The organism is Myxococcus sp. CA039A (genome assembly GCF_013336645.1).
Taxonomy (GTDB): Bacteria; Myxococcota; Myxococcia; order Myxococcales; family Myxococcaceae; genus Myxococcus; species Myxococcus llanfairpwllgwyngyllgogerychwyrndrobwllllantysiliogogogochensis.
Genome location: NZ_JABUMQ010000344.1, coordinates 1 through 11,515 on the forward strand (window position 1 = coordinate 1; position 11,515 = coordinate 11,515).

Here is an 11,515-nt window from a genome sequence, read left to right on the forward strand (position 1 = left end):
CACCCAACCGGTGCTCACCCTCCGTCTCCCCCGCCGTGTCCCACGCATACGTGTACGGAGCCTCCAGCACCGCGAGCACCTCTCCGTCCCGGAGCAACTCCACACGGTCCGGACGGTGCCCCGTCACCTCCAGGCCGAGGTCCAAGACCCCCCTCGTGTAGGCCGTCGCCTCGGGCGTGCGGATGCGCACCTCGCCCTGGACGGGAGTGATGCCCGGCACGTCGATACAGGCCGGCGCGGACAGGAGAACGGCTACCACCCAGGGCGGCAGGACAGGTCTTGGAGTGCTCATCGTGTGGTGTCAGTGCAGGCCGCGTTCCGTTGCCCACCAGACAGTCGCATGCCCATAACAGCCCTCTCCCGCTTCCTCCAAACCACCCCAACCCCTTGCTTTCAGGCCCAGACCCACCGGCGCGGAGTCGTTCCACTTCGGGTGGAACCTCCACGGCTCCGTCTCGGCGCTGGACTCCCGTCCGTGCTCCGGAACCGCTCTGCCGCCCGCTCTCCGGGGGAGCCCCCTGGGGCACGAGGCACTCGCCACCTTCATCCCCATCTTCGCTCAGGGCCAGGAGCCGCCAGCGCGCCGGCTCGCCCAACGGAGGCCAGGGAACATGAAACGGGCATGGAAGAACCGCGTCGTCGTCATCACCGGAGCGTCCAGCGGCATCGGCCGCGCCACCGCGCTCGCCCTCGCGAAGAAGGGCGCCCACCTCGTGCTCGCCGCCCGCCGCGAGGAGCCGCTCGAGGACCTCTCCCGTGAGTGCGTCTCCCTCGGCGTCCGCGCCGTCGCCGTCCCCACCGATGTCTCGGATTCCGCCTCCGTGCAGGCGCTCGCCCAGGAAGCCGTGCGAGCCTTCGGCCGCTTCGACGCGTGGATCAACAACGCCGGCGTCTACCTCATGGGCAGCCTGGAGGAGACCCCCGACGACGCCTTCCGCCAGCTCATGGAGACCAACTTCTTCGGCACCGTCAGCGGCACCCGAGCCGCCGTGACGCAGTTCCGCCGCCAGGGCCACGGCACCCTCGTCAATGTCTCCTCATCCTTCGGCTCCGTCACCGCCCCCTATGTCAGCGCCTACGTCGCCTCCAAACACGCCGTGCGAGGCTTCACCGCCTCCGTCCGCCAGGAACTCCTCGATACCGGCATCCACGTCTGCACCGTGATGCCCGCCGCCATCGACACGCCCCTGTGGCACCACACGGCCAACTACACCGGCTGGCGCGTGCGCCCCGTGGAGCCCGTCTACACCCCCGAACGCGTCGCCCGAGCCATCCTCCGCGTCCTGCGCCAACCCCGCGCCGAAGTCCTCGTCGGCCCCGCCGCCCGCGCCTTCGCCGCCATGCACGGCCTGATGCCGCGGACCTTCGAGCGCACCATGCACGGCGCCACCGAGGCCCTTCACTTCGAGGACGAACGTCAGGGCGCCACCCCCGGCAGCCTGTTCCACCCCATGTCCGAGGGCACCGCCACGTCCGGCGGCTATCACTCCCGGAGCAAGCAAGCCCTGTGCCGCCTGCTCTTCGCCGGGGGACTGGTCGCCACGGCCGCTCTCTTGGGGAGGAGGGAGGCTCGGGGGCGGCTTGGCGCGCGCGTCGCCCACGCACTAGGGGTGTGAGACTCACATTGTCGTCACGGGCCTGGTCCATCGCGGGCCCGTGACCGGGCCATGACACGGCCCGGGGAAAGTCCCGCCGCCATGACCGACATCGCTGTCCTCGTCAATCTGCGTGCACGCCGGGGCTCCGAGGGAGTCGGCGGCCTGGTGCAGCGTTTCCTCCCCAAGGCCCGACTGGCGCTCACCCGCTCGCTCGAAGAGGCCCGGCACTGGATTTCCGAGCTGCGTCCCAACCCGCCCTCGCTCCTGCTGGCCGGAGGCGGTGACGGCACCATCACCGGTCTGCTCAACGAACTGCGCGCGGCGGGCGTGGCCCTGCCGGCCATTGGCGTGCTCCCCATGGGCACTGGCAACGCCTGGGCGCGCGTCACGGGCGCCCCCCGTCCCGCCGTGGCGCTCAAGCAGATCGCCGCGATGCGCGAAGTCCTGCCGCCCACGCGTCCCTTCTCCCTGGTGCGCGTGGAGGGCAAGGTGGCCCCCTTCGCCGGTACGGGCTGGGACGCGGAGATGATTCAGGACTTCAAGGATCAGCTCTCCGCCGCGGGTCCGCTGCGCAGCCAGCAGGCGGGCCTGCGCGGCTACCTCACCGCGATGTTCACCCGGACGGTGCCTCGGCACATGTTCGGCTCCGGCACCCCCCGGGTGTCCGTCTACAACGTGGGCGAGCCCGCCCTCACCGTGGATGCTCGCGGCAACGTGATTCCGGTGCCCAACAGTGAGAAGGGCGCGCTCCTGTACGAAGGGCCCGCGGGCGTGGCCGGCGCCGCCACGACGCCCGAGTGGGGGTTTGGCTTCAAGGCCTTCCCCTTCGCCCAGACGGTGCCGCACCGGCTCTCCGTGCGCGTCTACAGCGCCGGCGTGCTGGAGGCCACGCGCAACATGTTCAAGCTGTGGCGCGGCGAGCACCCGCTGCCGCACATGCATGACTGGTTCGTCCAGCGCCTGCGCATGGACTTCGACCGCGACGTGCCCTTCCAGATGGGCGGCGACGTCATCGGCATGCGTCGCTCGGTGGAGTTCGACCTGGCCGAGGAGAGCGTCCAGCTCGTCGACTGGCGCAAGCTGTCCCGCATGGTCCAGGTGTAGCCCAGCGCGCTCTCGTTGACTCGGGTGTGCTCCGGACACTATGCCGGTGCGCCGTGAGCTACACCTACGAGTACCCGAGACCTTCGTTGACGGTGGACTGCGTCGTCTTCGGCCTGGACGACGATGACCTGAAGGTGCTGCTCATCCAGCGCGGGGTGGAGCCCTTCGAGGGCCGCTGGGCGCTGCCGGGCGGCTTCGTGAAGCTGGACGAGTCGCTCGAGGCCGCCGCGCGGCGTGAACTGGAAGAGGAGTCCGGTCTGCGCCCCGGGCACCTGGAGCAGCTCTTCACCTTCGGCGAGCCGGACAGGGACCCTCGGGGTCGGGTCATCACCGTGGCGTACTTCGCGCTGGTGAAGCTCAGCGCCCACGCACTGCGCGCCGCCACCGACGCTCGCGAGGCCGCGTGGTTCTCCGTCTGGGATACGCCCAAGCTGGCGTTCGACCACGCGGACATCCTCAACACCGCGCTGCAGCGCCTCAAGGGCAAGGTGCGCTACCAGCCCATCGGCTTCGAGCTCCTGCCGCCCAAGTTCACCCTCACCCAGCTCCAACGCCTGTACGAGGTCGTGCTGGAGCGCGAGCTCGACAAGCGCAACTTCCGCAAGAAAATCCTGGCCATGGACCTGCTGGAGGAGCTGGACGAGGTGGAGCAGGACGTCTCCCACCGCGCCGCGCGCCTCTACCGGTTCGACCACAAGAAGTACCGCCAGCTCGAGAAGGCCGGCTTCAACTTCGAACTCTGACGCCCCGCTGTCCACCCGCGCACGGAGGCCCTGTCCTCCCGTCCGGCCTCCCATTGCATTGACACAGTGTCGTTCGGACACTATGTTGGTGTCGTAGATACACGAACCCGGAGCGAGGCTCCGCGGGACAGCGCCACCAGAGGAGAGGCGCGGCCCGTGGAGTCCCTCTTCGGGGAGCGTGGGAGGCCGCCGCTCCCGGGGAGCCCGGGGGACAGGGCGCGTCACCTTGTCGCACCTTCGCCGTGCCGAGCCCGTTCGCGGGCCACGGGAGAGCCATGTCCTCGCTTCCCTTCGATGTCGCCGCCGCCTCCGTGCAGGGCCGGGAGCATGCGAGGGCGGGGCGCAACAACCAGGATGCTTGGTGCGTGCGCGCGAGTGAGCACGGGCTGGTGGCGGTGGTGGCGGACGGTTGTGGCAGCCAGCCGTGCAGTGAGCTGGGCGCGCAGCTCGGCGTGCGGCGGGTGGCGCAGGCGGCGCTGGTGCGACTGGCGGAAGACGGGCGTGTGGATGAAGCCGGGTTCCTTCCCGGGCTGCGAGAGGACGTGCTGTGTCTGTTGAGTGAGCTCCGGCGGGAGCTCGGTCGCGACACCCTGGGGGACTTCCTCTTCACGGTGGTGGGCGCGGTGCTGACGCCCTCTCACACGCTCGTCTTCTCCGCGGGAGATGGGGTGTGGTGCCTCAACGGCGAGGTGCGGGTGCTGGGGCCCTTCGCGAACAATGCACCGCCCTATCTCGCCTATGCCTTGTCGAGTGGAGCCCAGACGCCGCTCGTCGCGCAGGCCCTGGTGCCCACGCAAGACGTGCGGGTGTTGATGCTCGGGACGGATGGAGTCTCGGACCTGGCGAAGCTGGCGGAGGCGCGCCTTCCCGCGAGCGATGAGCGGGTGGGGGAGCTGTCGCGGTTCTGGACGGAGGACCGCTACTTCACGAACCCGGATGCGCTGCGGCGCCGGCTGGCGATGCTCAACCGAGAGCACGTGCGCGCCGACTTCGAGGCACGGCGCCTGGAGCGAGCGCCGGGCCTGCTCGCGGACGACACGACGATGGTGGTGCTCCGTCGCCGCATGGGGAGGGCGTGACGCCATGGACCTCTGGCTCGAAGGCAAGAAGGTGCGGCTCAATCCCGCGAAGGCGCTGGGCAAGGGCGGCGAAGCGGATGTGTTCGACCTGGGCAAGGGGCGTGCGCTCAAGGTGTTCAAGCAGCCCGAGCATGCAGACTACACGGGGCTCGCCGTCGAACAGGCCGCCGCCCGTGTTCGCCTGGACGAGCATCAACGCAAGCTGCGCGCCTTTCCCATGGGCCTGCCGGGGCGGGTGGTGACGCCGCAGGCGCTCGCCACGGATTCCACGGGACAGAGGGTGCTGGGCTACGCCATGCGCAAGCTGGACGGCGTGGAGTCCCTGCGTCGCTTCGGCGAACCCTCGTTCCGCCGCGTCGGTGCCACGTCCGCTCGCGCAGTCGAAGTGCTGTGTGGGCTGCATCGGACGCTCGCCGGGGTGCATGCCTCGGGCGTGGTGGTGGGCGACTTCAACGATTTGAACGTGCTGGTGACGGGGCACGCGGACGCGCACCTCATCGACGCGGACAGCTTCCAGTTCGGAGGCTTCCTGTGCTCGGTGTTCACCGAGCGCTTCCTCGACCCGGTGCGCCTGGGCGGCGCGACGAGCCTCATCCCCACGCAGCCCGCGTCGGAGGCGAGTGATTGGTATGGCTTCACCGTGGCCGCGATGCAGTCGCTCCTGTGCGTGGGGCCTCACGGTGGGGTGTACCGGGCGAAGTCCCCGGCGGCGCGGGCGACTCCGGCGGGGCGGCTGCTCCAGCGCATCACCGTCTTCCATCCGGAAGTGCAGTACCCGAAGCCCGCGCTCCCGCTGCGCACGCTGCCGGATGACGTGCTCCACCACCTTCACCGCGTCTTCGTGGAGGACCTGCGCTGCGTCTTCCCGCTGCCCCTGCTGGAGGGCCTGCGCTTCACCGCGTGCGCGTCGTGCGGCGTCGAACATGCGCGGAGCGCCTGCCCCACGTGTCAGCCCCACGCGGTGGCGGCGAGCACACCCGTCACCTCGACGCGCGGTCAGGTGACGGCGACGCACCTGTTCTCCACGCGCGGTGTCCTGGTCCACGCGAGCGTGGAGGAGGGAGTCCCACGCTGGCTGTACCACGCGGACGGCGCCTATCGGCGCGAGGACGGACGTGTGGCCTTGCGCGGACCGCTGGACCCCTCCCTGCGCTGGTCGCTGCAAGGGGACGCGACGCTGGTGGGACGCGACGGGGTGGTGGCGGTGCTCGTCCCGGAACGAGCGCCCGAGCGACTGAGCGTGGACGCCCCCGAGGGACGCCCGGCCTTCGCCGCCAATGCGAGACATCGTTACTGGGCGGTGGGCGGCGGACTGTGGCGCGACGGCGCGCATGGCCAGGAGCGCATCGGCGATGTGCTGGAGGGACAGACGCGCTTGTTCGTGGGGCCCCGCTTCGGCCTGGGGTTCCACCGCGCGGGGGGACTGAGGGGCGCGTTCGTCTTCGATGCGGAGCGTCTGGGATTGCGAGACGGACTCGTGTTGCCGTGGCCCTCGGGACAGCTCGTGGACGCGGACTGTGTCTTCGACGGGGCGCTCGCGTGGCTGTTCCTCGCGGAGGAAGCGGCGGGGCGCACACGGCACCACTGCGTGGCGGTGGGCTCGGACGGCGTGGTGCGCGCGAGCGGCGTGGCGGAGGCGGGGGATGGCTCGTGGCTGGGCGGAGCGTTCCGGAGCGGACGGTGCGCGGTGGGGGAGGCGCTGTTCTGCGCGACGGATGCGGGCCTCACCCGTGTGGAGTCACGGCAAGGCCGGCTGGAGGCCGTGCGCGAGTTTCCGGATGCCGAGCCCTTCGTGGACTCGGGTTGTCAGCTCCTGCTGACTCGGCAGGGGTTGTTGGTGGTGGGCAGGCAGGACCTCACCACGCTGCGGATGGCGTGAGCGGACACATTGAGTTCTTCACATGGGGGTAGCGCGATGAAGAAGCACCTGAAGGAACTTCCGATGCCTGGCTTCTACCGGGCGGACCACGCGGGCCAGTACAGCTACGGCCCGGACGCGGGAAGGCTGCAACTGGAGGCGGGCGCGTGGCGGGGCGCGCATGGAGTCACTTCGGCGGCGGCGGATGGGTTCAACCTGCACCTGTTGCTCATCGACGTGCAGAAGGACTTCTGCTTCCCGGAGGGCTCGCTCTACGTCGCGGGGCGCAGCGGACGCGGAGCGGTGGACGACAGCCGCCGAATCGCTGAGTTCATCTACAAGAACCTGGGCACGCTGACGAACGTCACGGCGACGCTGGACACCCACTTCGCGTACCAGATTTTCTTCCCGTCCTTCTGGGTGGACCAGGATGACAAGCCACTCACGCCGTACCGCGAGGTGACGCGCGAGCACATCGAGCGCGGGCAGGCGCGGCCCAACCCCGCGATGGCGAAGTGGCTGTGCGGCGGCAACTACCCCTGGCTGCTCAAGCAGGTGAAGTACTACTGCGAGGAGTTGGAGCGCGCGGGGAAATACACCCTGTACCTGTGGCCGCCGCACTGCCTCCTGGGAGGCGACGGACACGCGCTGGCGGGCGTGGTGCAGGAGGCGCGGCTGTTCCACTCGTACGCGCGCGGCATGCAGTCCTGGGCGGAGGTGAAGGGCGGCAACCCGTTGACGGAGAACTACTCCGTGCTGCGGCCGGAGGTGATGGGCCGGCATGACGGCCAGCCGCTGGCACAGCGCAACACCCAGTTCCTCAAGACGCTGCTGACGGCGGACGCGGTGGTGATTGGCGGCCAGGCCGCGAGCCACTGCGTGAAGAGTTCCATCGACGACCTGCTCGGAGAAATCGTCGCGCAGGACGCGGCGCTGGCTCGCAAGGTGTATCTGTTGACCGACTGCATGTCCGCGGTGACGGTGCCCGACGGCAAGGGCGGCTTCGCGGCGGACTTCACCCCGCAGGCGGACGCGGCCCTGAAGCGTTTCGCGGATGCGGGCATGCACCTGGTGAAGTCCACGGACCCGCTGACGAGCTGGCCGGACCTGCGCATCGGCTGAGCTGTCTTTTCATCACGCATATCAAGACCCGACCTTGCTCCGAAGAGAGCGGGCGGGCGGAGCCCTGCCCTCGGACCGGGGGAGAAAGTGAGCTGGACATGAGCAGCACGAGCAAGTCGACGTGGGGTGGCCAGACGGCGGTGACGAAGCTCTTCGAGGATGCGCACGCGGAAGGGGTGTTGAGCCCCGCGGGATTGCAGGCGCTGTCGGTGGTGGACCTGGGCGCGCAAATCCAGGCGGGGCTCGGCGTGCGGGTGGAAGACGTGCAGGCCAGCGAGGTGGTGCTGGTGACGGTGATGCCAGACGACTCGGGGAGCATCTCCACGAGCGGACACACGAAGACGGTGTGCGATGGGCACAACCTGGTGCTCGACTCACTGCTGGCGAGCAAGCAGAAGGACGGCGTCCTCTTCCACACGCGCTACCTGAATGGCCACGTGCTCAATCCGTACCGGCCGCTGGAGGACGTGGTGCGGATGCACTCGAAGAACTACAGCGCGGACCAGGGCACGCCCCTGTACGACCAGGCGGTGGTGCTGCTGGGCACGGTGCTGGCGAAGTCCCAGGAGTTCAGCGGCAACGGCGTGCCGGTGCGAACGGTGACGTTGCTGATTACCGACGGCGCGGACATGCACTCGAGCCGCGCCACGGCGAGGGACGTGGCGGCGGTGGTGAACGACCTGCGTCGCGCGGAGAACCACATCGTCGCGGCGATGGGCATCGATGACGGGAGCACGGACTTCCGGCGCGTGTTCCAGGAGATGGGCATCGAGGACAAATGGATTCTGACCCCGGGCGAGACGGCGCAGGAGATTCGCGCGGCCTTCCAGGTGTTCAGCCAGTCCGCGGTGCGGGTGAGCCAGGGGGCCGCGAGCTTCAGCCGCACGGCCCTGGGTGGCTTCGGCCGGTGAGGCGCTATTCGTCCTCTTCTTCGATGTCGCTGAAGACGAACTGGGGCGTGTCGGACAGGGCTTCGAGCACGGCGATGCCCGGCCCAGCATCCATGACTCCTACGGCGTTCGTGTCGAGGTAGATTTCAATGTACCGGGCGTGCTCCAGGTCCTTGACGAGCCTCCAGCGGATGCCGCTTGGGGGAAGCATGTCGCCCTTGCGGTAGCAGGCGACCTCGAAGGAGACGGGGGTGGAGAGCCGTGCCGGGTCGCCTCGGAATATCCGGGCGATGCGTCCTTCCACCACGGCCTCGCCCGGGGTGACGGGCGGGAGCTTGACGCGGTCTACCTCGAGCTGGACGTGCAGCTTCGCATGCAGGGCGCTGCTGACATCGCGACGGGCATAGTCGTCAGGAGAGAGGGCCATGCCCAAAGCCTACCCTGACAAGGCCCGGAGAGGGTTTGCTCCCCGGGCCTGCTGACTCCTTGCGTGACTCAGTGAACGCGGGCGGGCGGCAGGTTGGACGGCACCAGGCCCACGGACTTGAGGCCCGCCGTCGGCGCGCACACCAGCGCCTTCAGGTCATCGGCGCGCCGCGTCAGGTCATCGAACGTGCGCACCGACTTCGTCACCGGGTCCGTCACCGTGGTGCCTCGCAGGTAGGGTGACAGCGCCGCCGTCGTCCCTCGCGTTCGAGGGGCCACATGGACGAACTCCGTCTGCGTCTCGCCCGCGTGGCAGCCGCTGCACGTGTTGAGGGAGAACTTGTGGCGCACCTCGTTCGCCACGTTCGGCGCGCGCCAGAAGAAGTCCAGCGGCACCAGCGAGTGGGCCGCCAGGAACGGGAAGCCCCCCATGCTGTCGGGCACCACATGCCGCTCCGCGAGCACGTCCGCGCTGTTCTCCGTCAGGAAGGTGGCCAAAAGCTGCGTGTTCTCGAAGTGCAGCGCCGGCGTCAGCTTCATCGTCGTCGGCATCAGGCCCAGCGGCGAGAGGATGAACTCGCGCATCTCCCACGGCTCCGCGAGCTCGATTTCATTGGTGCGAATCTGGTTCAGCGCGCTGCCCTCGTGCCGACCCGTCATCACCCCTCGCTTCGAGAAGCGGTCCGTGAGCGCCTGGAGCTTCGCGTTGTAGCCCGCGTTTCCAACCTTCAGCGTTCCCAGCTCATGCCAGTCCGTGGCCCAGCGCTGGATGGACTCCGGCGTGGTTCCGGGCAGGGCGTACTCGAGGATGATGGTGAACTCGAGCGGCACACCGCTCGGGTCCACCACGCCGAAGATGAAGCGCCCCTCTCCCGCCTGGAGACCCTGCTCGCGCAGGTCGATGCGGTTGACGATGGCCAGCAGCCGGAACGGCGCCGAGTTGAAGTCCAGCGGCGCCGACGGCCCACCACTGCGCGCCTCCCACGGCCCCAGCACGCGCGTCTGCATCTCCGGACGCGGCGGAATCTCCAGCCCGTTCACGTTCTGCTTCGCAAGCCACGTCTTCAGCCACGCGCGCACCATCGGCGACGGGTCCTGCCCACCGGCCAGCTCGCGCATCACCGTGCCGAAGTGCCACGGCCCACCGGGCGCCGTGCGCACCGGGTCCTCGACGACGGACAGCGCCGTAATCATCAGCTCGCTCGGCTTGTCGATGGTGCACTGGCTGGTGGGCTGGCACACCGTGCGCGACTCGCAGCCGTTGGCCGGCTTGCCGTCGCAGTCGTAGTAGCCCGGCGCGCAGGTGTGGCCACACGTCGCCGCCACGCAGACGCCGTCCGCATAGGGGCCGTCCTGGCAGGTGTTGCCGCAGGTGCCGCAGTGGTTCGGGTTCGCCGTCAGGTCCACCTCGCACCCGTTGGAGGAGCGGCCGTCACAGTCCGCGGTGCCCGGCGGGCAGCGGAGCTCGTACGCGGGCCCTTCCGCGCAGGTGGACACGTTGCCCGAGGCGTCCTTCGCCGCGAGGAACACGCGGTGGCTGCCGCCGGCTCCGAAGGGCGCGGTCGCGGTGAAGCGTCCCTCCGCGTCCGCCTGCACCGTGCGCGCGGGCGTTCCCGTGCACGCGACGTCGATGAAGATGCCCACGGTGGAATGGGGCTCGGCGGTGCCCGTGACGACGAGCTGTCGGCCGTCGTTCAGGTATTGCCACTTCACGTCCGTGACGCGGGGCGGGGCCGGCGGCGTGCCGTCGTTCTGGTACTCCAGGGGATTGGAGCAGGGCGAAGGCGTGGAGTAGCCGCCCGAGTCCTTGGCTCGCGCGGACACCGTCACCTTCTCGTCCCTGGCCACGTTCATCTGGGCGAAGAAGAAGCCGGCGCCATCCGCGGTCAGCGTCTGCTCCGCGGTGCCCTGGCAGGTGGCGTTCCTGAAAATCTCGACGGTGACGCGCGGCTCCGCGCGGCCGTTGAAGGTGGGCTGGAGGCTGCCGCCAGGTGAGCCCGGGCTGGTGCTGATCAGCACCGGAGCAATCCGTGGCGTGCCGTCGCCGTAGGGGTAGTCCACGGTGGGGCTGCAGGGCGAGCCATTGCCGACGTCGTCATAGGCGCGCGCGGACCAGGTGGCTCCGGGCGTCGTCGGGACATCGATGGGGACCTCGCAGTAGGCATCGCTGCCCGTGACAGTGCTCGCGACTTCCTGGCCGTAGCAGCCTGGGCCCTCGTACACGCGCACCGTGGCGCCTGCCTCGGTATGGAGGCTGAGGTTGCGCGGCCTCCCGATTCCGGCCTGCGTCCATGCGGGCGCGGGTGTCTCCGGAGGCGTGCGGTCCACGCGGACGGTGTTGCCGAGGCGGACGTTGTTGTCCTCGCGGGTCTCCGTGGCGGCGCCGTCTGGATCCACCCTCGCGCTCAGGAAGTAGCTGCCCTCGGGCGCGGCCCGCGCGCTCACCGAGACGGAGACTTCCCGACATTCGCCGGAGCGGAGGGAGAGGCGGGTGCTGGTGGCCAGGAGGATTTCGCTCGTGCCGGGAGCGGCGGTGGCGGTGAGGAAGAAGGAGGCCTCCGTCGAGCCGGCGCCGCCGCCCTCGTTGCAGAGGCGCGCCCGGGCTCGCAGCTCGCCCGCGCCGAGGGCCGAAGGGCCGGAGACGGACTCCACGTGGAAGTCGGGACCGCCGGACTCGGTGGGGTCGGGCTGGGTG

At 69.7% G+C, this 11,515-nt stretch carries 10 protein-coding genes; 7 read left to right on the forward strand and 3 right to left on the reverse strand.

Features of this window, described 5'->3' with window-relative positions; all coding sequences use genetic code 11:
• The coding region (locus HR086_RS38880; protein ID WP_174468141.1) for an Ig-like domain-containing protein at window positions 1–259 on the reverse strand (259 nt) is incomplete at its 3' end.
• A gap of 352 nt (window positions 260–611) precedes the next feature.
• Between HR086_RS38880 and HR086_RS38885 the strand changes: the two genes are divergently transcribed.
• From HR086_RS38885 to HR086_RS38915, 7 genes are all read left to right on the forward strand, one after another.
• Window positions 612–1,616 carry an SDR family oxidoreductase gene (locus HR086_RS38885; RefSeq protein ID WP_174468142.1) on the forward strand — a complete coding sequence of 335 codons (1,005 nt, stop codon included), beginning with the start codon at window positions 612–614 and terminating at the stop codon, window positions 1,614–1,616.
• A gap of 81 nt (window positions 1,617–1,697) precedes the next feature.
• A complete protein-coding gene (locus HR086_RS38890; RefSeq protein WP_174460557.1) occupies window positions 1,698–2,702 on the forward strand; it encodes a diacylglycerol kinase family protein in 1,005 nt (334 codons plus the stop codon).
• A gap of 53 nt (window positions 2,703–2,755) precedes the next feature.
• Entirely contained in the window at window positions 2,756–3,445 is a 690-nt protein-coding gene (locus HR086_RS38895) for an NUDIX domain-containing protein (protein WP_141648624.1), read from the forward strand.
• A 275-nt stretch (window positions 3,446–3,720) separates the two neighbouring features.
• Window positions 3,721–4,524, forward strand: coding sequence for a protein phosphatase 2C domain-containing protein (locus tag HR086_RS38900; RefSeq protein ID WP_174468143.1), 804 nt, complete (start codon window positions 3,721–3,723; stop codon window positions 4,522–4,524).
• 4 nt (window positions 4,525–4,528) lie between these two features.
• A complete protein-coding gene (locus HR086_RS38905; RefSeq protein WP_174453702.1) occupies window positions 4,529–6,403 on the forward strand; it encodes a hypothetical protein in 1,875 nt (624 codons plus the stop codon).
• Between the two features lie 36 nt (window positions 6,404–6,439).
• Window positions 6,440–7,504 (forward strand): nicotinamidase, encoded by a 1,065-nt coding sequence (locus tag HR086_RS38910; RefSeq protein WP_174453703.1) that lies wholly within the window; start codon window positions 6,440–6,442, stop codon window positions 7,502–7,504.
• A gap of 98 nt (window positions 7,505–7,602) precedes the next feature.
• The gene (locus HR086_RS38915; RefSeq protein ID WP_174453704.1) at window positions 7,603–8,415 is read left to right on the forward strand and encodes a hypothetical protein; all 813 of its coding nucleotides are present in this window, start codon (window positions 7,603–7,605) and stop codon (window positions 8,413–8,415) included.
• Between the two features lie 4 nt (window positions 8,416–8,419).
• On the opposite strand, the gene HR086_RS38920 is transcribed toward HR086_RS38915, so the two are convergent.
• On the reverse strand, window positions 8,420–8,821 hold the full coding sequence (locus tag HR086_RS38920) for a hypothetical protein (protein WP_141648619.1): 402 nt from the start codon (window positions 8,819–8,821) through the stop codon (window positions 8,420–8,422).
• A 68-nt stretch (window positions 8,822–8,889) separates the two neighbouring features.
• Window positions 8,890–11,515: CARDB domain-containing protein (locus HR086_RS38925; RefSeq protein ID WP_174468144.1), on the reverse strand; the 2,626-nt coding region annotated here is incomplete at its 5' end.